We start from the raw sequence: 22726 nt of genomic DNA, 5'->3' as shown, positions 1-22726 counted from the left end.
CCACGGTAGCAGCTGCGGACGAGTCCGTCTCGGTGCCCGCAGGTGTTCCCTGAAGAATTCAGGTAGCGGCCGCCGGCAGCCCCTCTGTGCGCCTCGGCAACCGGGCTTCGAACACCACCTGACCGGCTTCATTGCGCGCTGCGATGTGCCCGCCGTGCGCGCGCACGAACTGATCGACGATATACAGGCCCAACCCCAGGCCATTGCTGGGATGGAAGCTGGCCTTGAACGGCTCGAACAGGCGCGGCAGCAGCGCGTCGTCGATCCGTCCCGCGTTGCTCACCCGCAGCAGCACGCTGCGCGGATCACGGCCGTCCACCTCCACCCTCGCCTCACCGCCATGGGTGAGCGCATTGCCGATCAGGTTGGCGGCAACCTGTCCCAGCCGATCCAGATCACCCTGCAGGCGGGTATCGCCCAGCATATCCAGATGCACCCGTGCGTGGCCGTGGGCGCTGCTCGCTTCGGCCACCACCGCACGCGTGACCTCGGCAAGATCACAGGCGCTGGCCTGCAGGCGCAGCCCGCCGCTGCGGATCCGCGAAAAGTCCAGCAGCTGCTCGACCATGCGCGCCATGCGCAGCGTGCTGGCTTCCAGGTGCTTCAGGGTCTGCTGCGCGCCGTCATTGCCCGCAGGAAGCTCCAGCGCCAGCTTGTCGGCACACAGCAGGATCGCCGACAGCGGCGTGCGCAGATCATGGGTGAGCACCGCCGCCATCGTCTCGTTGAGCTTGAGCGAGCGCTCCAGCGCCTCGTTGCGCGCCTTCAGCAGCTGCCGCTGCTGGTACAGCTCGATGAAGACATTGACCTTGCTCAGGATCACCTGCGGCGCCACCGGCTTGTGCAGGAAGTCGACCGCGCCGGTTTCGTAGCCCTTGAACGCGCGCAGCGGGTCGTCCGGCGAGGCGGTCAGGAAGATGATCGGCACATCCCGGCTGCGGTGTGATCCGCGCATCAGCTCGGCCAGGGTGAAGCCATCGATCTCCGGCATGTGCACGTCCAGCAGGGCAAGCGCCACCTCATGCTCGAGCAGCAGTTCCAGCGCCTGCGCGCCAGAGCCCGCCAGCAGCAGGTTCACGCCTTCGCGCTGCAGCAGCGCCTGCATGGCCACCAGGTTCTGCGGCACGTCATCGACGATCAGCAGGTTGACCGGGGTCTGCGACTGCGCAGGGTCCGGTGGCAGCAGGTTCATGCAAACAGCTCCTTCAGGCGACGGCACATCAGTTCGAGGGGCAGCACGGCATCGGCGCCGGCGTGCTGCAGGGCGGAGGCCGGCATCATCGATGCCTCGGCCTCCTCGGGACATTGCAGCCAGGCGCGGCCACCGGCGGCGCGCACTGCGGCCACCCCTTCACTACCATCGCTGCTGGCACCGGTCAGCAGCAGGGCCAGCACCTGCGCGCCGAACACGGCCGCAGCCGACTCGAACAATGGATCGATGGCCGGGCGCGAAAACAGCACCGGCGCGTCCACCGACAACGCCAGCGAACCGGCGTCTTCCACCAGCAGGTGATAGTCCGGTGGCGCAAAGGTCACCGTGCCTGGCTGCAGCGGCTGCTTGTCTTCGGCCTCGCGCACCGGCAGCGCGCAGTACGGCGCCAGCACTTCGGCGATGCGGCTGCTGCGGTCGCGCGGAAGGTGCAGCACGGCCAGCACCGGCGCCGGTAGAGCCGCGGGCAGCGCGCCGAGCACCGCCTGCAGCGCCGCAACCCCACCCGCAGAGGCCCCGATCACCAGCACGGCCGGTCGTGTCGGCAGTGCCATCAGGCAACCTTCCGGTACAGGCGATGCTCCCGCGAGCAGGTCTCGAACGCGCCGTGGTGGCGCCCGAACTGCAGCGACTCCTTGCTGCCCAGGCCAAGGAAGCCGCGATGCACCAGCGCTTCACGGAACAGGCCCACCGCGCGGTCCTGCAGATCGCGGTTGAAATAGATCAGCACATTGCGGCACGACACCAGGTGCACCTCGGAGAACACGGTGTCGGTGGCCAGGCTGTGGTCGGCGAACACCACGTTGCGGCGCAGCTGGCGATCGAACACCGCGCCATCGTAGGCCGTGGCGTAGTAGTCGGACAGCGAGGCGGTGCCACCGGCCGCCAGGTAGTTCCGGCTGAACTGGGCCATTCGGTCGATGCCATAGGCGCCGGCCTCGGCGGTGGCCAGGGCTGCCGGATTGATGTCGGTGGCGTAGACGATGCTGCGCTCCAGCAGGCCTTCCTCGTGCAACAGGATCGCCAGCGACCACACTTCCTCGCCGGTACTGCAACCGGCCACCCACAGCTTCACCGACGGGTAGGTGCGCAGCACCGGCACCACCTGCTCGCGCAGCTCGCGGAAATAGGCCGGGTCACGGAACATCTCCGAGACCTGCACGGTGAAGAACTGCATCGCCTGCGCGAACAGGTCCGGCTCGTGCAGCAGGCGGTGCTGCAGGTCGGCCAGCCGCTCGCACTCATAGCGCTGCATGGCCTGGCGGATCCGCCGGCGCAGCGACGACACCGCATAACTGCGGAAATCGTAGTGGTAGCGCTGGTAAAGCGCTTCCAGCAGCACCTTCAGCTCCAGGTCGAACAGGGCCTGCTCGTTCATTGCCGCGAGCACCAGACCCGGCACAGCGAGACCAGCTTGTCGACGTCGATGGGTTTGGCGATGTAGTCGTTGGCGCCGGCCTGCAGGCAGCGCTCACGGTCGTCCGGCATGGCCTTGGCGGTCAGCGCGATGATCGGCAGGTCCTGCAGGTGGCGCTGCGCGCGGATTTCGCGCATCGCAGCAAGGCCATCCTTCTCCGGCATCATGATGTCCATCAGCACCAGGTCGACCTCGCGCTCGGCCAGCCGATCCACCGCTTCCTGGCCATTGCGCGCGATCTCCAGCGTGACGCCGAGGGGTTCGAGCACGCTGGACAGTGCGAAGATGTTGCGCACGTCGTCCTCGGCCAGCAGCACCGTCCGACCGTCGAGCACGGTGTCGCGACGGCGGGCCTCGCGCAGCAGGCGCTGCTGGTCGCTGGGCAGGCTGGCCTCCACGCTGTGCAGGAACAGGGTCACCTCGTCCAGCAGGCGCTCGGGCGAACGTGCGCCCTTGATGATGATGCTCTTGGAATAGCGGCGCAGGCGCTGCTCTTCCTCGCGACTGAGTGCGCGGCCGGTATAGACGATCACCGGCGGGAAACCGACATCGTCGTTGCCGGCCATGTGCTCGAGCAGGTCGTAGCCGCTCCCGTCGGGCAGCGACAGGTCCATCACCATGCAGTCGAACGTGACCGTACTGAGCTGTTCCAGTGCGCTAGCCAGGGTGCCTACAGCGACGATCTGCAGCTGGTCGCGGCCCAGCAACAGTTCCAGGTTGTGGCGCAGCTCGTTGTCGTCTTCCACGATCAGCAGCCGCCGCATGTCGCGCTGGCTGGTCTGTTCCAGCTGTTCGATGGCCGTCACCAGCCGCTCGCGCGTGGTCGGCTTGATCGCGAAACCGATCGCGCCCAGCTCGCGCGCCACCTGGCTGCGGTCCGTGGCCGAGACCACATGCACCGGGATGTGGCGGGTGTCCGGGTTGCGCTTCAGGCGTTCCAGCACGCTCAGGCCCGACACGTCCGGCAGGCCGATATCGAGCAGGATGCCGTTCGGGCGCAGTTCGCTGGCCAGGGCCAGCGCCTCTTCCGCCGTGCCCGCCACCACGCAGTCGAAGTCCAGTTCATGGGCCAGCGCCACCAGCGCTTCGGCGAACGTGGCATCGTCCTCGACCGCCAGGATCAGGCGCCCGGCGCGCTGGCGGCGACCGCGGTCGTCGGCTACGCCGGCCATCGCAGTAACCGGCGCTGCCGCGGTCGCAGTGCGTACGGGCGCGGCCGGCAGCACGGCCGGCGCCGTCGGCGGCGCTGCCACGGGGACCTCGGCAGCGTCGGCTGCGCTCGCCGCAGGCGCTCCCTGCAACGGCAGCTCCAGGATGAAGCAGCTGCCGCGCCCGGGCTCACTGTCGACCTGGATGCCGCCGCCCATGCGCTCGGCCAGATCGCGCGAGATCGACAGGCCCAGGCCGGTGCCGCCGTAGCGACGGCGGGTGCTGCCATCGGCCTGGCGGAACGCTTCGAAGATGACATCCAGCTGCTCGCGGGCAATGCCGATGCCGGTGTCACAGACCTCGAACCGGATGCGGCCGTTGCCGCCGGCACGCACGTGCAGGCTGACCTTGCCATGCTCGGTGAACTTCACCGCGTTGGCCAGCAGGTTCTTCAGGATCTGCTGCAGCCGCTGGCTGTCAACCACCATCTGGGTCGGTGCCAGGGCGTCGGCTTCGATCTGCAGGGCCAGGCCCTTCTGCCGCGCCATCGGCTCGAAGGTCTCGCGCAGGCGCTGCAGCGCGCTCTCGACCACCACCACTTCATCGGACAGTTCGACATGGCCGGCCTCGATGCGCGACAGGTCGAGGATGTCGTTGATCAGCGCCAGCAGGTCGTTGTTGGACGACAGGATCGCTCGCGCGTACTTCACCTGTTCCTCGGTCAGCGTGCCGTCCTTGTTGTCGGCCAGCAGCTTGGCCAGGATCAGCGAGCTGTTCAGCGGCGTGCGCAGCTCATGCGACATGTTGGCCAGGAACTCGGACTTGTAGCGCGAGGTCGCCGCCAGCTCGTTGCTGTTGCGCACCAGCTGGCTCTGCGCAACCAGCAGTGCCTGCTTCTGCGCCTCCAGCTCGTGGGTGCGCTCTTCCAGCTGCACGTTGCTCTGTTCCAGCTCAGCCTGCTGTTCTTCCAGGTGGCTCTGCGACTGCAACAGGCTGCGGCTCTGCTCTTCCAGTTCCTCGTTGGCCACGCGCAGCTCTTCCTGCTGGGCCTGCAGCTCCTCGCCCTGGCGCTGCGACTCTTCCAGCAGAACCACCAGCTGCGCACGCAGCAGCGATGCGCGCAGTGCCATGCCGATGGTGTCGGCGCAGCGCTCCAGCAGCTCGCGATCCAGGTCACGCTGTTCACCCGCCCGCGCGCGGCCCAGCTCGATGACACCGACCACCGCACCATCGCTGCTGATCGGCGCCAGGATGCGCTCGCGCACCGGCAGCCGGCCCAGGCTGGTCTGCAGTTCGAGCACGGCAGCATCTTCGCCGTGCAGGTGGCGGATGCGTTCGTCCCGCGCAACCTGCCCGGCCAGTCCTTCGTGCAGGGCCAGCGAGGCCGGCGTCCCAGAGGGCAGCGCCACGCCACCGGTCAGCTGCAGCCGGCCGCCGTCCAGGCGATAGACCGCACCGACCTCTGCATCCAGCTGCCCGGCCAGGCTTGCTGCTGCCGCCTCGGCGATCTGCTCCGGCCCAAGGTCACCGCGCAGGCTCATCGCCACCGCGTTCTCGGCCTCCTGCAGCCAGAGCGCGCGCATCGCCTGGCGCCGGGCCTGGATCGCGCGCGAGACGATCAGTGCGATCATCAGGAAGGCGCAGCCACCGACGGTACGGTTGACAAGCGAGAACGACGAATTGTTGCTGGCTGGCGCAACGTTGAAGCCGATCACCAGCAGGACACAGGCGATCACCGCGACCACGAACGGCGCGCGTGCACTGCGCTGGAACACCGTCACGCCGACCGCGAGGAAGTAGGCCAGCCATACCGCGTAGCCGAGCGGGACGACCAGTTCCAACGCGATGGTCGCGGCCAGCAGCACGGCGGACGTCATCCAGATCCAGCGGTCACGCGTAGTCGCACCAGGACGCATGCAGGTCGGTTCCAGAGGGCAAAGGGTGGAAGATGGTACTCCGTGTCGCATTCAGCCGCACAGGACAAATGGCACGTGTCAGGTGTGCACGCATCCTTCACACTTGAATGCCTAGCTTCACGTCCCTCACAGGGGTAACACTTATTTACACGTGGACGCAGCCGCTTCTACGACGTCCGTGCTGACGGACCCTTCCCGACAACTGCGACTGTTGATTGACAGCGTGCGCGACCATGCGCTGTACCTGCTTGATCCTGAAGGCATCGTGTGCAGCTGGAACCCGGGCGCCGAACGTATCAAAGGCTATTCAGCCGATGAAGTGGTGGGATCGCACTTCAGCCGCTTCTACCTGCCCGCCGACCGCGAGACCGGCGAACCGCAGCGCCTGCTTCGCGTCGCAGCGCAGCAGGGCCATGTCGCCAGTGAGGGCTGGCGCGTTCGCCGCGATGGCTCGTCGTTCCGCGCAAGCGTGGTCATCGAGCCGGTCGTGGAAGCCGGCGAACTGCTCGGCTTCGTCAAGATCACCCGTGACATCACCGAGCAGTGGCAGGCGCAGCGGCTGCTGCGCGATGCCCAGCGTGCGCTGCGCAATACCCAGCAGTTCGAGACGGTCGGCCGGCTCAGTCGCGGCCTCTCACATGAGTTCAACAACCTGCTGACCACCATCGGCAACGCCCTGGACCTGCTGTCGCTGCGTGTCAGCAGTGACGATGCACGCGCAGCCGAGCTGCTGGATGCCGCGCAGGCAGCCACTGACCGCGGCGCGCTGCTGACCCGCCAGCTGTTGGCCTTCAGTACCGGCCAGACCCTGATCCGGGAATCGGTGGACATCAATGCGCTGGTACGGCAGTGGCTGCCGGACCTGCAACGCGCCTGCCCGCCCACGGTGGTACTGGAAGCCCATCTCACCCCGGGCCTGCCGCTGGTGAGCACCGATGCGATGCAGCTCCAGACCGCCCTGGCGAATCTGGTGGCCAATGCCGTGGAGGCCACCGCCGATGGCGGCCGCATCCTGATCGGCACCGCGTTGGAACATCGCCTCGACCCGGATGCGGACACCACGCTGCAACGCGGCTATGTCACCCTCAGCGTCTGCGACGAAGGCCACGGCATGGCCGCCGACATCGCCGAGCGGGCCAGCGAGCCCTTCTTCACCACCAAGGACATCGGCAAGGGCAGCGGCCTGGGCCTGAGCCAGGTGTTCGGATTCACTACCCAGAGCGGCGGCTTCGTCGACGTGTCCACCACGCCCGGTGTCGGCACCACGGTCAGCCTGCTGCTACCCGCAACCGAGGAATTTACCCATGACCGATGACCCGATCCGCGTACTGATGGTGGAGGACCAGAACGATCTGCGCGAGATGATCGGCATGGCCCTGCGCGATTTCGGCATCGAGGTGTCCACCACCGCCGACGGGCATGAAGCCGCTGCGTTGCTGAAGGGCGACGCACGCTTCGATGTGGTGTTCAGCGATGTCAGCATGCCCAATGGCATGTCCGGCATTGAACTCAGCGAGCACGTCGCGCGTGAGCAGCCGCATGCACGCATGATCCTGTCCTCCGGCTATGCGCGTTCGCAGCTGCCGCCGCTTCCGGAGCAGGTGGAGTTCCTGCCCAAGCCCTATCGCCTGCGCCAGCTGGTTGAACTGCTCAGGCAGGACTGAAGGCGTACCGGCCTGCGTGGCCATGCTCAGCGCCGGGCCCGCTGCATGAACAGCAGCGCCGGCGTTGATGCAGCGTCCACCGGCTCGAAGCCGAGGGTCCGGTACAACGCAACTGCGGCGGCATTGTCCCGATAGACCCGCAAGGTCAGCCGTTCAACGGCATCAGACTGGAACGCCTGCTCGATCAGCGCGTGTACCAACCTCCGCCCGAGACCGCAGCCCCGCGCCTGCGGGGCAACCAGCAGACGGCCCAGATGCATCGTACCCGGCTGGGTGCGCCAGGCTTGGCCGAAACCCACGCGCATGCCGTTTTCTGCCAGCAGCAGCCATCCCGGGCGTTCGCGCAGCTGCAATACGTTCTCGAACTGATCGGGTGGCAGTGGATAGGGCACGCCCGGTCCGGCCCACCGCAGCGTGGCTGCGGCCGAATCCAGCCACCCGGCGATGCGCGCGTAGTCGTGGGGTTGCACGGGCTGCAGGCGGTGGTCCATGGCGGCCGGATCGCGGGGTGAGGCGCCAGCATATCCGAGTGACCTCGCGTGCAGCGCGCGGACGTGGCGCCGCGAACATGGTGACCCCGGCCCGATTCGAACGGGCGACCTTCCCCTTAGGAGGGGGACGCTCTATCCAGCTGAGCTACGGGGCCATGCAGCCGGGAAGTCTACAGCCAACGTGCCCTGCCCTCCAAGCATTCATGTTCCACCCGGTTCCCCTGGCGCGTTGCACCATGGCCGGTCGGGGCGCTCTGCTACCATCGGCGATTCAGTTCATCGCGTCCCCCACCTGCCCGCGATGGCGCCAAACAACGTAACGAAACACAGGAGTCTGCATGTCTTCCGAGCTGCTCAAGTCCCTTGGCCTGGACGCGATCAACGCTGGCACGTACCTGGGCAACGGGGAGTGGTCGAGCGCGACCAGCGGTGAGCTGATCACCCCGGTCAACCCGACCACCGGCGAGCCGATCGCGCAGGTCCGCGCCACCACCGAGGCCGAGTACGAGACCGTCGTCGCCCGCGCCCAGGAAGCCTTCAAGGTCTGGCGTACCACGCCGGCGCCGCGCCGCGGTGAAGCCGTGCGCCTGTGCGGCGAAGCGCTGCGCAGGCACAAGGACGCCCTGGGTTCGCTGGTTGCCCTGGAAATGGGCAAGAGCAAGCCGGAAGGCGATGGCGAGGTGCAGGAGATGATCGACATCGCCGATTTCGCCGTGGGCCAGAGCCGCATGCTGTACGGCTACACCATGCATTCCGAGCGCCCCGGCCACCGCATGTACGAGCAGTACCACCCGCTGGGCCTGGTCGGCATCATCTCGGCCTTCAACTTCCCGGTCGCGGTGTGGAGCTGGAACTCGTTCCTGGCGGCGATCTGTGGCGACGTGTGCATCTGGAAGCCGTCCAACAAGACGCCGCTGACCGCCATCGCCTCGCTGAAGATCTGCAACGATGCCCTGCGCGAAGCGGGCTTCCCGGACATCTTCTTCCTGATCAACGATGCCGGCACCGCGCTGTCGGAAAAGATGGTCGATGACCGCCGCGTGCCGCTGATCAGCTTCACCGGCTCGACCCAGGTCGGCCGCACCGTCAACGAGAAGGTCGCACGCCGCCTCGGCCGCTGCCTGCTGGAACTGGGCGGCAACAACGCGATCATCCTGGACGAAACCGCCGACCTGAAGCTGGCGGTGCCGGGCATCGTGTTCGGCGCCGTGGGTACCGCCGGCCAGCGCTGCACCACCACCCGCCGCCTGATCGTGCACCGCTCGATCTACGCCGACGTGCTGGCCACCCTGGTCAAGGCCTACAAGCAGGTGGAAGGCAAGATCGGCGACCCGACCGATGCCGCCAACCTGATGGGCCCGCTGAACAGCGAAGGCGCCGTGCAGCAGTTCCTCGATGCCATCGCCCAGGCCAAGGCGGCCGGCGGCACCATCGAGACCGGCGGCACCCGCATCGACCGCGCCGGCAACTTCGTGCTGCCTGCAATCGTCACGGGCCTGAAGAACAGCGACGCCGTGGTCCAGCACGAGACCTTCGCACCGATCCTGTACGTGATGCCGTACGACACCCTCGACGAAGCCATCGACATGCAGAACGGCGTGCCCCAGGGCCTGTCGTCCTCGATCTTCACCCAGAACCTGAAGACCGCCGAGAAGTTCCTGTCGGCCGCCGGCAGCGACTGCGGCATCGCCAACATCAACATCGGCACGTCCGGTGCGGAGATCGGCGGCGCCTTCGGTGGCGAGAAGGACACCGGCGGTGGCCGCGAGTCCGGTTCGGATGCCTGGAAGGTCTACATGCGCCGCCAGACCAACACCATCAACTATTCGGATTCGCTGCCGCTGGCGCAGGGCATCAAGTTCGACCTGTGATGGCAAACGACGCAGACACGTCTGTGGGTCAGAGCCCCTCCGGGGATCTGAGCCATGCCCAGGGTCGGATCCCCGCAGGGGCTCCGATCCTCGATTTCAGCGGCCGCCGCGTGCTCATTGCCGGCGGCAGCAAGGGCATTGGTCGTGAAATGGCACTGGCCTTTGCTGGTGCCGGCGCGCAGGTCTCGGTCTGCGCGCGCGGCCAGGCCGGACTGGAGGCCCTGCGCACCGATGCACAGGCGCAGGGCACGCCATTGCATGCGTTTTCCACCGATCTGGCCGATCCCGGCCAGATCCAGGCCTGGCTGCAGGCCGCCGCCGATGCCCTCGGCGGCATCGATGTGCTGGTCAACAATGCCACCGGCTACGGCATGGCCGACAATGAGGAGGGCTGGGCCGCGAGCCTGCAGATCGACCTGATGGCGGCGGTGCGTGCCTCACGCCTGGCTCTGCCTTGGCTGCGCGCATCCAGCGATGCCTGCATCCTCAACCTGTCGTCGATTGCCGCGCAGCAGCCGCGCCCCGGTGGCGCGCCCTACGCCGCTGCCAAGGCCGCGCTTTCGCACTACACCACCTCGCAGGCGCTGGCGCTGGCCAAGGACCGGATCCGGGTCAACGCCATCGCACCGGGCTCGATCGAGTTCGATGACGGGCTCTGGGACCGTCGCCGCGTCGAGGATCCAGCGCTGTACCACGGCACCCTGGCGAAGATCCCGTTCGGTCGCTTTGGCCACCCGCGTGAGATCGCCGACGCCGCCCTGTTCCTGTGCTCGCCACTGGCGCGCTGGGTTACCGGCAGCGTGCTCAACGTGGATGGCGGCCAGGTGTTGATGGGCTGATAGGCACCGGGTAGCTGCCAACCTTGGTTGGCATACCGTTCGTCGACCAAGGTCGACGGCTACCGTAGCGGCCAACCCTGGTCGGCGCGTCCGCAACCGCTGGGCATGGGATTGCCCGGGCAGAGGCACTATCATGTGCACACTGCCAAGGAGGACCCGATGAGCGTGGCACCCCGACAGACAAGCGCCCTGGCCGTGGTCAGCCTGGTCATGGGCATCGCCAGCTGGACCGTCCTGCCCTTCGTGGCCAGCATCGTCGCCATCATCACCGGCCACATGGCCCGCGCCGAGATCCGCCGCCGCCCGCATGAACTGGAAGGCGACGGCCTGGCCGTTACCGGCCTGGTGCTGGGCTGGGTCATGGTCGGCGCCGTGCTTGCCGCCATCCTGGTCTTCATCGTGTTCTTCGGCGGCCTGGCATGGCTGGCGGCGGTGTCGAACTGACGCCATGACCGCCTCCGACAGCACTGAACGCTTCAGCAGCCGCGTCGCCGACTACGTCCGCTACCGGCCCGATTATCCGCCCGCCCTGTTGGAGTGGCTGCATGGCCCGATGGGCGTCAGCCGCGAGGCCGTGGTCGCCGACATCGGCGCCGGCACCGGTATTTCCAGTCGCCTGTTCCTGGCCAGCGGCCATCCAGTAGTCGCGGTTGAACCCAACGCCGCCATGCGGGGCGCGGCCGAGGAATGGCTGGCACCGCAGTACCCGCAGTTCCGTACGGTGGACGGCCGCGCCGAGGCCACCACACTGGACGATGCCAGCATCGATCTGGTCAGCGTCGCGCAGGCCTTTCACTGGTTCGACACCGTGGCGGTGCGCGCCGAGTGGCAGCGCATCCTGCGCTCCGGTGGCCAGGCACTGATCTACTGGAACTCGCGCCTGCTCGATGCCAGCCCGTTCCTGATCGGCTACGAACAGTTGCTGCTGGACTATGGCACCGACTACACCGCTGTGGCCGAGCGCTACCAGGACGATGCCACCATGCAGGCCTGGTTCGGCACCGGCCTGCGCGGCAGGGTAGAGCTGCCAAACGTGCAGCATCTGGACTTCGACGCCTTGCGCGGGCGCCTGCTGTCCTCCTCCTATGCACCCCAATCCGGTCATTCCCGCCACGCGGCGATGATCGACGCTCTGCATGACCTGTTCGCCGCCCATGCGGTGGACGGCCAGGTCGCTTTTGAATATCGAACCCGAGCCTTCCTCGGCACGCTGGACTGAACCGACGCATGTATTCGCTTGCCCGCCCCTTCCTGTTCTCGCTCGACGCCGAGCGCGCCCACGGCCTCGGCCTGTCCGCACTGGACCTGGCCTATCGCACTGGCACCACGCCGCTGCTGGCCGCACGCATCGCGCCGATGCCCAGCACGGTGTTCGGGCTGACCTTCCCCAATCCGGTCGGCCTGGCCGCCGGCCTGGACAAGAACGGCGAGCACATCGATGCACTGTTCGCGCTCGGCTTCGGCTTCGTCGAAATCGGCACCATCACCCCGCGCCCGCAGGCCGGCAATCCGCAACCGCGCCTGTTCCGCCTGCCGGAACACAACGCGATCATCAACCGCATGGGCTTCAACAATGCGGGCGTGGATGCGCTGGTGCGCAACGTCGAGCGCGCGCGCAACCGCCGCGGCCTGCTCGGCATCAACATCGGCAAGAACAAGGACACCCCCAACGAACAGGCCGTGGACGATTACATCGCCTGCCTGGACAAGGTGTACCCGCTGGCCGATTACATCACCGTCAACATCTCCTCGCCCAACACCGCCGGCCTGCGTGAGCTGCAGGAAGAGACCGCGCTGCGCCAGCTGGTCAGCCAGCTGCGCGACCGCCAGGAAGACCTTGCTGCCCGCCACGGCCGACGCGTGCCGATGCTGGTGAAGGTGGCGCCGGACCTCAGCGAACGCGATATCGACGCCGCCGCCCGCGTGCTCGGCGAACTGCAGGTGGACGGCGTGATCGCCACCAACACCACCATCGACCACAGCAGGGTGGCCGGCGATCCGCTGGCCAATGAGGCTGGCGGCCTGTCCGGTGCACCGGTGCTGGAACAGTCCACGCTGGTGCTGCGCCGCCTGCGCGCGCGCCTGCCCGAATCGGTGCCGCTGGTCGGCGTCGGCGGCATCCTGTCCGGCGCCGATGCGGTAGCCAAGATGGCAGCCGGTGCCGCACTGGTGCAGTGCTACAGCGGCCTGATCTTCCGTGGACCGGCGCTGGTTTCCGAATGCGTGGAGGCGATCCGTCGCCGCCGTGAAGCGCCGAGCCGCGGCGCGGTGGCCCCGCTGTGAGCGCGCCCATGGATACCATCGACGGCAACGCCCCGCTGCGCTGGACGCTCACCCGCAATGCGCCGCTGCAGGCGCTGAATACCTTCCATGTGCAGGCCAGCGCCGCGCAGTTGCTGGAACTGCACGATGCCGCGCTGCTGCCGGACGTGCTGGCATTGCCCGAGGTGGCCAGCGGCCCGCTGCTGGTGCTGGGCAGCGGCAGCAACGTTCTGATCGCCGAGGACCTGCCCGGCACCGTGCTGGTGTTCGGCAACCGTGACATCAGTTTCCTTGAACACCGCGCCGACCATGCGGTGATCCGTGCCGGTGCCGGCGTGCCGTGGCATGGCCTGGTGATGTGGTCGCTGCAGGAAGGCCTGTCTGGCCTCGAAAACCTGGCCCTGATTCCCGGCACGGCCGGTGCCGCGCCGATCCAGAACATCGGTGCCTATGGCGCGCAGGTCGGCGAGTTCATCCAGGCGGTCGAAGCGTGGGACTGCCAGGAGCAGGCCTGGGTGCGGCTGGACAACGAACAGTGTGGCTTCGCCTACCGCGACAGCGTGTTCAAGCAGCAACCCGATCGCTACCTGATCTCCGCCATCGAACTGAAGCTGCCACTGCTGCACGATCTGCGCATGGACTACGCCGGCATCCGCGAGGAACTGCAGGCACAGGGCGTGGAGCTGCCGAGCGCAGTGGACGTGGCCAATGCCGTGATCGCGGTCCGCCGCCGCAAGCTGCCCGACCCGGATGTACTGGGCAACGCCGGCAGCTTCTTCAAGAACCCGGTGCTGCCGCTGGAACAGGTCGACGTGCTGCTGCAGCACTTCCCCGACCTGCCGGTGTTCCCGGCCGAGCAGGATGACAAGCGCAAGGTCTCGGCGGCATGGATGATCGAGTCCTGCGGCTGGAAGGGCTTCCGCGAAGGTGATGCCGGCGTGGCGCCAAGCCACGCGCTGGTGCTGGTCAACCACGGCAATGCCAGCGGCGCTGAACTGCTGGCGCTGGCGCGCCGCATTTCGGCCTCGGTGCTGGAGAAGTTCGGTGTGCCGATCGAACCGGAGCCCCGCCTGCTCGGCGCACAGTGGTGAACACCCCCGCCCTTTCCCCAAGCGCCCCGATGCGGGCGGCGCTGCTGATGCTTGGCAGCACGATGGCATTCGGCCTGATGGCGGTCGCGATCCGCTACGCCACCCGGTACGTGCCAACCCAGGAAGTGGCGTTCTTCCGCAATGCCTTCGGCCTGCTGGCGTTGCTGCCGATGCTGCTGCGGCCCGGCCACGCGCCGCTGAAGACACAGCAGCTGCCGCGCTATTTCGTGCGCAGTGCGATCGGCCTGGGCTCGATGCTGTGCGCGTTCTGGGCGCTGGGCCACCTGCCGTTGGCGCAGGCGGTGTCGCTGTCGTACTCCACGCCACTGTTCGTCACGATTGCCGCCGTGCTGTGGCTGGGTGAAACCGTGCGCGTGCGCCGCTGGGCCGCGGTCGTGGTCGGCTTCATCGGTGTGCTGGTGATCGTGCGACCCGGTACCGCCGGCTTCACCGCGGGCAGCCTGGTCGCCGTGGCCGCCGCGGTGCTCAGTTCGCTGGTGGCGATCCAGATCAAGCAGCTCACCCGCGTCGACAGCGCCGATACCGTGGTGCTCTACACCTACGTGTTCTGGGTGCCGCTGTCGCTGGTTCCGGCGCTGTTCGTCTGGGTCTGGCCGAGCGGCATGGCCTGGCTGTGGCTGCTGGCCACCGGCGTGCTCGGCACCATCGGCCAGCTGTTGTGGACGCGGGCGCTGCGCCTGGGTGAAGTCTCGGCGCTGACCCCGATCAGCTTCCTGCAGCTGCCGCTGGTGACGCTGTTCGGCTGGCTGCTGTTCAACGAAAGCGTGGACCGCTGGACGATCATCGGCGCCGGCATCATCCTCGCCGCCAACGCCTACATTGCCCACCGCGAGGCCGTGCTGTCGCGCCGCGCCGCCAGCGCAGCCGCCTCATCAGCGGCGAAGCCCGCCGAGTAAATCCGCGCCACGCGTGGATGACGCTGCACTCCTTTGTAGAGCCGAGCCTACGCTCGGCTGCTCTTCGCGCCTCCACCGTTGACTGAGCGCGCAGGGTTCATCCACGCATGGCGTGGATCTACAGCGCGCGATACACCCGCTCGGCCGCGTCGAACACATTGCCCGGTGCGAACTGTTCGCTGAGGAAATGCAGCGACTGCCGGCGCAGCTGCGGCGACCGGTCCTCTCCATCGCTGCCCAGCAGGACCTGCTGGAACTCGATCAGGTCCTGCAGGATGCGCCAGTGACGGTACCAGGCGATCCAGCGAGGGTCGCCGCGGTCACTGCCATAGCCTTCCTCGAATCCCAACGGGTTCTCGCGGCCCCAGCGCCCGCCGACAGCGCCACCGATGAACATCAGGTCGCGCTCGCGCGGTGCCAGCGACAGGCCATCCCAGTCGATCAGGTGCAGGCCGCCGTCATTGCCCATCAGCAGATTGCCGGCATGAAGGTCGGTGTGGCACAGGTGCAGCCGCACCGGCACATCCTGCAACGCCGCGTGCAGCTGCAGTGCCTGCGCGTGCAGCGCCGCGATGCGCGCGTGCTGCTGGTCCCAGACGGAAACGAAGGCACGGCCCAGCCCATCCTTGGCAGCCGCCAGGCCTTCGCCGGCCAGCCACTGCCCGACGGTATCAAGCGCCGCGGTTTCCATCCGGATGCTTGGCAGCGCTTCCTGCAGCGCCGGTGGCGGGCACGCCTCGTGCAGGCGCCGCAGCACCTCGCCCAACCGTTGCCATTGCGTGCGGCTCAATGCCGCCTCGAAACCGGACTGGCCTTCCACATACGGGAACAGGGTGAACTGCAGGCCCCAGCGCTGCACCGATGCCCCGCCGGTCAACGCCGGCCAGGGCGCAACGATCTCCTCGATACCCAGCGTGCCGCGCAGCCAATGCAGGGTGTCCCAGACGGCAGGGGCCACCTGATAACTGCGGCATTTCAACCACCACTGCCCGCGCCGTGCATCGATGCGATACACGCTGGCGTTGGCATCGGCGCCAACCGGGCGTGGCACCACGGCGGTCGCGGTGATGCCATAGGATTGCTGGAGGACTTCGCCGAGATGCTGCGCCGAAGCGGATGACATGGATGCAAGCGGAAAGTGTTATCTGCGACAACTATCGCAGATGTGCCCGCCATGACACAGACATGTCCGTCACAACATCGTGCCTGCGCGACCAACGTGCTAGCCGGCGACGCGACGCGTCACCGCTTCCAATGGCCCCCGCGTGAACCGCCACGACCACAGCCACGCTGCGCCCGTGGCCAGCATCAGGAACAACAGCGCCCACAGCAGCACGGTCGGTAGCGACGCGCTGCCATCGAGCAGCCCCAACCATTCCAGCGTACCCATGCCCAGCAGGATGTGGCCGACGTAGAGGGTCAGGGTCATTCGCCCTGCTGCAGTCAGCGGTTCCAGCCAATCCCCCGGATACCGGCGGCTGATCCAGAGGCACGCGGCAATCGCGCTGCAGGCTGCGCCCGCACCGGTCAACACGTAGGCCGGTCCCGGCGGCATCGGCTGCGTTCCCAGCCACGGCTGCCAGGGCGTTCCCTGCGCAAGGTGCTGCACGGCCTGGCCTGCGCCGATCAGCAGCAGGCCCACCAGCAGCAACGCACGCTGCACCCGCGGTTGTGACAACGGCAGGCGCGCCAGCAGCATGCCCAGCAGGAAGAAGCACATCCAGGGCAGCAAGGGATGGAAGCCGTTGAACAGCAGGTTGCGCGCGGCACCCGGCCACTGCCAGAGACCGGCATACTCCAGCGTCTGCCAGTTCCAGCCCTGGCTGTAATTCCAGTGCAGCAGTGCCCAGAACGACCCGGCCGCCAGGCCGGCGATGCTGGCCAGCAGCACCCGTGACGACGCACGCAGCCACAGCACCGCCAGCGCGAAATACACCGCGTAGTAGTGCAGGATGTCGGCCGGGAACAGGGTCAGGTTGAGCAGGCCCAGTACCAGCAGGAACAGCGCGCGCCGCCAGGTCTGCGCGCCGGCCGGCATCCAGCCAAGGCGCTGTGTGGCCAGTACCAGGCCAAGTCCGGCCAGGGTGACGAAGGTCGCAGAGGCCTTGCCTTCCAGCAGATGGAAGAAGCCGGCCAGCCAACCCTGACCCTCTGCCGGCACGGCCATCGCCAGGCGGAAATTGACCAGCACCATGCCTGCCAGCGCCAGATACCGTGCCAGATCGAGGCCGTGCAATCGCCGCTCAACCGCGCTCATGCGCGTGCACCGAGCAGCAGCGCGAGCAGGCCAGGGTCCAGCGGAGCCTCATCGGTGCCACCGGCTTCGCCCAGCCCGCGACGCAGCGCATCGCTTTCGATGGCATCCAGCAGCACCTGCGCCTGCAGTGCCGGGGCCAGCACGGGACGCCGACGTTCACGCTGTGCCACCTGCTGCAGCGCTTCGGCCAGCACAGCCTGCAACTGCCTGCGATTGGCCGCAAATGCCTCGGCCACGGCCCGATTGCGTGCGCTCTCGGCCAGCACTTCGACGGCGAGCGTCGCCCATTCCGGATGGCTGCACAGCGTGTGGAAGTCCTGCAGGAACGCCAGCACCTGCGTGCGATCACCGTCGGCCACGGCCAGCCGCTGCAGCAACGGCGCCAATTCCTCGCTCTCGGCCACGGCCACTGCAAGGATGATCGCTTCCTTGCCAGGGAAGTGGTTGTAGAGATTGCCCAGGCTGACGTCGGCCGCCTGCGCGATGTCACGCATGCTGGTCTGGTGGAATCCCTTGGCGAGGAAGCACTGCAGGGCGGCCTGCAGGATCTGCGCGTTGCGTTGCGCGTTGCGGTCGGCTCGGTTCATGGCGCCAATAATGAACGAACGTTCGTCCACATGGAAGATGGCAACCCGGCCAACCAGCGAGTTCCGTTCAGCCGGCCCTTGACCTCAACTGCGGTTGAGGCCCGATGCTGCGCGGCCCGTTCCAAGCCCAACCCGGAGAGACTTCATGCCGCGGATGATCACCGCCCTGCTCGACAGCCGCGTGCTGTGGTTCCTGGCCCGACTGCTGCTGGCCGTGGTGTTCCTGTCATCGGGTCTGGCCAAGCTGCTGGCGTGGGACAACAGCGTGGCCGAAATGCAGGCGGCCGGGCTGCAACCGCCTGTGCTGTTCAACCTCGCCAGCGCCGTGGTGCTGCTGGGTGGCTCACTGTGCCTGCTGCTTGATCGCCTGCTCTGGCTGGGCAGCGGCGCGCTGGCGGTGTTCATGCTGCTGACCATCGCCATCGTGCATGCCTTCTGGACCAAGCACGGCGCGGAACAGCAGCTGGCCCTGTTCTTCGCACTGGAACACCTGAGCGTGATCGGTGGGCTGATCTGCGCGGCCATCGCCAGCCGCGCGCGGGCTCAGAAGAACTCGTCGAGCAGCCGGTAGAACGCCAACCGGCGCTCGTCGGCTACAGCGCCGTAGCGTTGGAACAACGGCGTGACCCAACGCGTATCACCGAAGTTGTGGACCAGGCTGCGCGCGGCCAGCGCCAGGTCCTGGTAACGGTCGGCCACGCCCAGCCGCCCACAGTCGATGAACCCGCTGAAACGCCCCTCGGCCACCATCAGATTCGGAAGGCAGGCATCGCCATGACTGACCACCAGATCTTCATGATCGGGACGGGTGCTGCACAGTTGGGCGAAGACCTGCTGTGGACTCTGTCCCAGGCGTTCGTCATCGAAGTCATCGGCGTCCACGCGCCCCGCCTCGACCCGTGCCTGCGCGGCCGGCAGGCGCGAGGCCAGCCGCTGATCGAACGGACAGGCTGCTACCGGCAACGCATGCAGCCCGCGCAGCGCGTCGGCCAGTATCTCCACCCGTTGCTGCGGCGCGAGTTCCGCCGACGAAGCCAGATCGCGGCCAGGCAGCGCGCTCATCAGCAACCAGTGCCGGCCCGCTTCTTCGGCCGTGGCAATCACCGTTGGCGCCGGTTGTCCCTGTGCCTGGAGCCAGCGCAGGCGCGCGATCTCATCGCCCAGCTCACTGAAGGCGTCGATCAGTTCCGACTTGAGGAAGGCGTCGGGTCTACCTGGCCGCAGCACGCGGGCAACGTCGGCCCGCGAAACACCCATCGACTGCCGCTCGATGCGCGCGTCGGCCAACGCTTTCTGCCACGCCAACGGCAGCGGCATGCCATCAGGGGTGGCGTTGTGCTCGTCCATGCCAGGAGATTCCTGTTGCCGGTGACCCTGTGCATTCTCGCTCATCCTGGCGCACATCGCCCCCATGCGGGAGGCAGCCTGAGCGAGCTGACCGGGCCGTCGGCGGCCACTGCGTCCCAGCGCCTGCAGCAGCGACGGCTGCTGCCACGGTACCGGTGCCAGTTCGACGACACGGCCTCGACCCTTACCGCCGAACGCGGCGGCCTGCGCGCGTCCGCCAAGTGGAGCACCGTTCTGGCAGCCGATCGTGGCTGCCGCAGTACAACGAGGAAGCAACATGAAATTGATGGTCATCGGCGCCAGCAAGGGCCTGGGCCGCGCGTTCGTGGAAGGCCTCTGTGCCACGGGTGACACTGTGATTGGTGTCTCGCGCAACCGCCCGTGCGGCATCGCCTGCGCTGACGGCGTCACCCTGCAATGGATCGAAGCAGACCTGTCCCGGCCGACCGTGGCTGCCGACCACATCGCAGCGCAGGCACCGGCCGATATCGATGTGCTGATCCACAACCTGGGTATCTGGGAAGACAAGGCCTTCAGCGACGAGTACGCCTTCCTCGATGAAAGCGATGCTGCACTCACGACGCTGGTCGACGTCAACATCACCGCGACCCTTTTACTGCTGCAACGCCTGCTGCCCCGCGTACTGGGCGCAGCGCGCCCGCAGCTGGTGCTGACCGGTTCGACCTCGGCCCTGCCTCGCAGTGGCCGCCCGGAAGTGGCGTTCGGCGCCTCGAAGTTCGCCCTCAACGGCATCGCCGATGCGCTGCGCGAAGGCTTCCGCGATCGCCGGCTGGCGGTGACCAGCCTGCAGTTGGGCTACCTCAACACCGACGACGCCTTGTCGGTGCCGGTGGCCGAGGCCGCAGCGCGCGGCGACGGTGAGCAGGTGCCGGTCCACGATGTCGTGGCCATGGTAAGCGCCCTGTTGCAGCTGTCATCCTCCGGCTTCGTGCGCGAACTGGTGCTGCCCGCCATCGCCGACCCGCGCTACTGACCTTGCCGGCCGCCGCAGAGCACGCTCAGTGGCCGCGCGCGCGGTCGTGGTTTACCCTGCTCGTCACTGGCCGTCGGTCACAGGCGGGAACCTGCTATGGATGCGCTTTCACGGGTCTCGACCCAGATCCTGGACAGCGCCCTGCCCAGCCTGCCGCTGTATCTGCTGCAGGCCACGGCAGTGATCGGCATGATCGGCGTGCTGCTGATCGCCACCCGTCGCGCCGGGCACGCCATTGAAGGCCGTCGCCTGTATGTCGGCGTAGCGCTGGGCCTGATCTACCTGTTCAATTCCTGGTTCGTGGCCCGTTATTCCCAGGGTGTGGTCAAGCTGCACCTCGGCTTCGACATCCTGCTGGTCAGTGGCCTGCTGGGCGGATGGCGCGGGGGCTTGGCCTGCCTGACCGCCGCCCTGCTGGCCCGCTACCAGTTCGCCGGTATCCCGTTCTTCCTGCCTGCCAGCCTTGAGGCCGTGTTGCAGATGGTGGCCGGCGTCTGGCTGCGCAGGCACCTGTACCCGCGCATGCTCAACGAGCTCTCGCCGCGCATGATCCTGCAGGCCTGGGGCGTGCGTATCGGGGTAACCGCTCTGGGTTTGGCGCTGGGTGTGGCGATCATTGGCGCCGATCAACTGCCGGTGGCCGAGCTGGCGATCCAGCGCGTGCTGGCACTGCCGGTCTCGCTGCTCGTGCTCGGCGCTGTGTTCGCGCTGGTCTACAACGATGCCCAGATCGATGCGCAACGCCAGCGCGAACAGGCCTGGCTCCGCATCGATCCGATCAGCGGGCTGCCCAACATGCGTGCGCTCGGTGAACGCCTGCAACAGTACTGGCGGGATAACGACGGCACCGGCAAGGCCTGCCTGATCGTGGCCGAGATGGGCAACCTGCGCGATCTGCGCCTGCGCTACGGGCCGTTGCAGGACAACGGCCTGTGGCAGCGCGACAGCACCGAGGAGGTGCATCGGTTGCTGCCGTCGCTGCCGGCTGCGCAGCTGGAGATCTACCAGTTCGGCGATGCCGCGCTGGCGATCCTGGTGCGCGGCCTGACCTTGTCCACACTGCGCACGCAACCGCAGATCACCGAGCTGGCCAGCAACCTGGCCGATCGGGTCGGCCGCGATTGGCCGGGCTTCCGGCCGCTGTTCCGCTGTGCAGTGGTTGAATTGAAGCCCCCTGCTGATGCCGATGAAGGACATCTTCCGTTCCGCGCCATCACCGTGGCACTGAGCGCGATCGAGTCGGGCGTGGTGTTCTTCGATGACCCGATCCAGCGCGACAGCGAGATCGACGCCCTGATCGAGGCTGCGCTTGAGCACTGGCTGCAGCAGGGCAATGCGCCGCTGTGCTACCAACCCAAGCATCGTCTGCAGGACCGCCAAATGGTCGGCGCCGAAGCACTGCTGCGCATGCGCGACGGCGAAGGCCGGCCGATTGCCCCGATGCGGGTGATCTCGCTGCTGCGCCGGCAGGGGCGGCTGGCAGACCTGGAATGGGCCACGCTGCGGTCGGCGGTGCACTTCCTGCAGCACTGCCGGCGGGACGGCGCGGCGCTGACCATTGCAGTCAATGTTTCAGCCGAATCGCTGCGCCTGCCCGACTTCGGCCTGCGCCTGCAGGAGCTGCTGCAGCTGCATGACATCCCCGGTGCGATGCTGCGCCTGGAGATCGTCGAATGGACCGAAATCGTCGAGCGCGACGTGGTCGATGCCAACATCGCACAGCTGCTGGCAGCCGGGGTCACCCTGTCGCTGGATGATTTCGGCGCCGGCTATTCAACCCTGATCCTGCTTTCGCAGCTGGCCATCGCCGAGGTCAAGATCGAGCAGGCACTGATCGCCACGCTGTCCGACGCCAAGTCACAGTCGATCGTTCGCTTCATCGTCGAGGTCGCGCACCGCTGCGGCGCGATCGTGGTGGCCGAGGGTACCGAGACCCTCGCCCAGGAACAGAAGCTGCGCGCACTCGGGGTGGATGTCGGCCAGGGCTACCTGTACTCGGCGGCACTGCCAGCCGACGAGTTCCGTCGCTTCGCAGCCAGCTAGACCGCGTAGAACCCCAGGAACATCGCCACCGCCGATTCGGCCACGCGCGCACGTTCCTGCGCGGTCAACGGTGGCTGCCCCATCGTGACCTGCGGCCAGAACGCGAAGCTCTTCACCAGCCCGTGCAACTGGTGGCCGGCAAAGTCCGGGTCCACCTCGCGCAGACGGCCATCGGCAATTGCTGCGCGGATCCAGGCACTCTCGCCGCTTTCCTTTTCACCCATGCGGCAGACGATGGCCTGCGCGCGCTCCGGTGAATGGATGATCTCGGCCATCGCGACCCGCGCCAGATCGATGAAATTCCCATCGCTGAGCAGGTCCAGCTTCTGGCCCAGCAACTGCAGCAACTGCGTCTGCAGCGGCTGGTCGGCGCGGTATGGCAGTGCGTCGCTGGCCACGCTGCGCTCCCACAGCTCCTCCAGGATCATCGAGAACAGCGCTTCCTTGCTCGGGAAATGGTTGTAGACGGTGCGCTTGGAGACCCCCGCCGCCTCGGCGATGCGGTCCATGCTGGTCGCCTCATAGCCCGATGCACGGAACTCCTCCACCGCCGCGCGCACGATGGCGTCACGTTTGCGGTCGGTCAGGCGTTGCGGGGGACGGGACATGGCGGGAACCGGATAACTGAACGGATGCCTCCATTTTACACTCGACAGTGTACTTTTGAAAAA

The 22726-nt window shown here is 67.4% G+C and carries 22 protein-coding genes and 1 tRNA gene; 12 read left to right on the top strand and 11 right to left on the bottom strand.

Annotated features, from left to right (window positions below):
- Positions 1-58: 58 nt before the first annotated feature.
- Genes PEM_RS07160 through PEM_RS07145 form a run of 4 tightly spaced genes read right to left on the bottom strand, consistent with a single transcriptional unit; the run spans position 59 to position 5692 of the window.
- Entirely contained in the window at positions 59-1192 is a 1134-nt protein-coding gene (locus PEM_RS07160; RefSeq protein WP_111129018.1) for a hybrid sensor histidine kinase/response regulator, read from the bottom strand.
- Positions 1189-1764 (bottom strand): chemotaxis protein CheB, encoded by a 576-nt coding sequence (locus PEM_RS07155; RefSeq protein ID WP_049413816.1) that lies wholly within the window; start codon positions 1762-1764, stop codon positions 1189-1191. Before PEM_RS07155 ends, PEM_RS07160 begins: the two co-directional genes overlap by 4 nt.
- Positions 1764-2588: a CheR family methyltransferase gene (locus tag PEM_RS07150; protein WP_005416310.1), complete on the bottom strand. Its 825-nt coding sequence runs from the start codon at positions 2586-2588 to the stop codon at positions 1764-1766. Before PEM_RS07150 ends, PEM_RS07155 begins: the two co-directional genes overlap by 1 nt.
- The gene (locus PEM_RS07145) at positions 2585-5692 is read right to left on the bottom strand and encodes a response regulator (RefSeq protein WP_111129019.1); all 3108 of its coding nucleotides are present in this window, start codon (positions 5690-5692) and stop codon (positions 2585-2587) included. The genes PEM_RS07150 and PEM_RS07145 overlap by 4 nt, the downstream gene beginning before the upstream one ends.
- A gap of 178 nt (positions 5693-5870) precedes the next feature.
- On the opposite strand from PEM_RS07145, the gene PEM_RS07140 reads away from it, so the two are divergent.
- Positions 5871-7007, top strand: coding sequence for a PAS domain-containing sensor histidine kinase (locus tag PEM_RS07140; protein WP_111129021.1), 1137 nt, complete (start codon positions 5871-5873; stop codon positions 7005-7007).
- The gene (locus tag PEM_RS07135) at positions 6997-7356 is read left to right on the top strand and encodes a response regulator (protein ID WP_069139920.1); all 360 of its coding nucleotides are present in this window, start codon (positions 6997-6999) and stop codon (positions 7354-7356) included. The genes PEM_RS07140 and PEM_RS07135 overlap by 11 nt, the downstream gene beginning before the upstream one ends.
- A 26-nt stretch (positions 7357-7382) precedes the next feature.
- Here PEM_RS07135 and PEM_RS07130 read toward each other — a convergent pair whose 3' ends face one another.
- Together PEM_RS07130 and PEM_RS07125 are read right to left on the bottom strand one after the other, a co-directional pair.
- On the bottom strand, positions 7383-7847 hold the full coding sequence (locus PEM_RS07130) for a GNAT family N-acetyltransferase (RefSeq protein ID WP_111129023.1): 465 nt from the start codon (positions 7845-7847) through the stop codon (positions 7383-7385).
- Positions 7848-7925: 78 nt separating this feature from the next.
- Positions 7926-8002, bottom strand: a tRNA-Arg gene (locus tag PEM_RS07125).
- Between the two features lie 183 nt (positions 8003-8185).
- Here PEM_RS07125 and PEM_RS07120 point away from each other — a divergent pair.
- The 7 genes from PEM_RS07120 (at position 8186) to PEM_RS07090 (ending at position 14827) form a co-directional block, all read left to right on the top strand.
- On the top strand, positions 8186-9718 hold the full coding sequence (locus tag PEM_RS07120) for an aldehyde dehydrogenase family protein (protein ID WP_005416301.1): 1533 nt from the start codon (positions 8186-8188) through the stop codon (positions 9716-9718).
- Positions 9718-10557 carry an SDR family oxidoreductase gene (locus tag PEM_RS07115; protein WP_095377696.1) on the top strand — a complete coding sequence of 280 codons (840 nt, stop codon included), beginning with the start codon at positions 9718-9720 and terminating at the stop codon, positions 10555-10557. The genes PEM_RS07120 and PEM_RS07115 overlap by 1 nt, the downstream gene beginning before the upstream one ends.
- Positions 10558-10716: 159 nt before the next feature.
- Positions 10717-11001 carry a DUF4190 domain-containing protein gene (locus PEM_RS07110; protein WP_053500019.1) on the top strand — a complete coding sequence of 95 codons (285 nt, stop codon included), beginning with the start codon at positions 10717-10719 and terminating at the stop codon, positions 10999-11001.
- Positions 11002-11005: 4 nt separating this feature from the next.
- Complete coding sequence (locus tag PEM_RS07105) at positions 11006-11776, top strand: class I SAM-dependent methyltransferase (RefSeq protein ID WP_111129025.1); 771 nt, start codon at positions 11006-11008, stop codon at positions 11774-11776.
- An 8-nt stretch (positions 11777-11784) separates the two neighbouring features.
- Positions 11785-12840 (top strand): quinone-dependent dihydroorotate dehydrogenase, encoded by a 1056-nt coding sequence (locus PEM_RS07100; RefSeq protein WP_005416297.1) that lies wholly within the window; start codon positions 11785-11787, stop codon positions 12838-12840.
- An 8-nt stretch (positions 12841-12848) separates the two neighbouring features.
- A complete protein-coding gene (gene murB, locus PEM_RS07095) occupies positions 12849-13910 on the top strand; it encodes a UDP-N-acetylmuramate dehydrogenase (protein WP_111129027.1) in 1062 nt (353 codons plus the stop codon).
- 29 nt (positions 13911-13939) lie between these two features.
- Positions 13940-14827, top strand: coding sequence for a DMT family transporter (locus PEM_RS07090; protein WP_095377699.1), 888 nt, complete (start codon positions 13940-13942; stop codon positions 14825-14827).
- A gap of 118 nt (positions 14828-14945) precedes the next feature.
- On the opposite strand, the gene PEM_RS07085 is transcribed toward PEM_RS07090, so the two are convergent.
- From PEM_RS07085 to PEM_RS07075, 3 genes are all read right to left on the bottom strand, one after another.
- Positions 14946-15950, bottom strand: coding sequence for an aminoglycoside phosphotransferase family protein (locus PEM_RS07085; protein WP_005416294.1), 1005 nt, complete (start codon positions 15948-15950; stop codon positions 14946-14948).
- Positions 15951-16049: 99 nt separating this feature from the next.
- On the bottom strand, positions 16050-17084 hold the full coding sequence (locus PEM_RS07080; protein WP_119706083.1) for a heparan-alpha-glucosaminide N-acetyltransferase domain-containing protein: 1035 nt from the start codon (positions 17082-17084) through the stop codon (positions 16050-16052).
- Complete coding sequence (locus PEM_RS07075; RefSeq protein ID WP_111129081.1) at positions 17081-17671, bottom strand: TetR/AcrR family transcriptional regulator; 591 nt, start codon at positions 17669-17671, stop codon at positions 17081-17083. Before PEM_RS07075 ends, PEM_RS07080 begins: the two co-directional genes overlap by 4 nt.
- A gap of 145 nt (positions 17672-17816) precedes the next feature.
- Between PEM_RS07075 and PEM_RS07070 the strand changes: the two genes are divergently transcribed.
- On the top strand, positions 17817-18242 hold the full coding sequence (locus PEM_RS07070) for a DoxX family protein (RefSeq protein WP_005416291.1): 426 nt from the start codon (positions 17817-17819) through the stop codon (positions 18240-18242).
- Here the strand turns inward: PEM_RS07070 and PEM_RS07065 are convergent.
- A complete protein-coding gene (locus tag PEM_RS07065) occupies positions 18215-19018 on the bottom strand; it encodes an APH(3')-II family aminoglycoside O-phosphotransferase (RefSeq protein WP_111129029.1) in 804 nt (267 codons plus the stop codon). The two genes, PEM_RS07070 and PEM_RS07065, sit on opposite strands and share 28 nt — an antisense overlap.
- Before the next feature lie 277 nt (positions 19019-19295).
- Here PEM_RS07065 and PEM_RS07060 point away from each other — a divergent pair, with 277 nt between their 5' ends.
- Both PEM_RS07060 and PEM_RS07055 read left to right on the top strand, forming a co-directional pair.
- Positions 19296-20012, top strand: a complete 717-nt coding sequence (locus PEM_RS07060) for an SDR family NAD(P)-dependent oxidoreductase (protein ID WP_111129031.1) — start codon at positions 19296-19298, stop codon at positions 20010-20012.
- 96 nt (positions 20013-20108) lie between these two features.
- Positions 20109-22055 carry a GGDEF domain-containing phosphodiesterase gene (locus tag PEM_RS07055; RefSeq protein WP_111129033.1) on the top strand — a complete coding sequence of 649 codons (1947 nt, stop codon included), beginning with the start codon at positions 20109-20111 and terminating at the stop codon, positions 22053-22055.
- On the opposite strand, the gene PEM_RS07050 is transcribed toward PEM_RS07055, so the two are convergent.
- Positions 22052-22663, bottom strand: a complete 612-nt coding sequence (locus PEM_RS07050) for a TetR/AcrR family transcriptional regulator (protein ID WP_005416287.1) — start codon at positions 22661-22663, stop codon at positions 22052-22054. The two genes, PEM_RS07055 and PEM_RS07050, sit on opposite strands and share 4 nt — an antisense overlap.
- Between the last annotated feature and the right edge of the window lie 63 nt (positions 22664-22726).

The organism is Stenotrophomonas sp. Pemsol, from assembly GCF_003586545.1.
Lineage (GTDB): Bacteria > Pseudomonadota > Gammaproteobacteria > Xanthomonadales > Xanthomonadaceae > Stenotrophomonas > Stenotrophomonas sepilia.
This window is presented reverse-complemented; position numbering and strand designations above follow the sequence as displayed.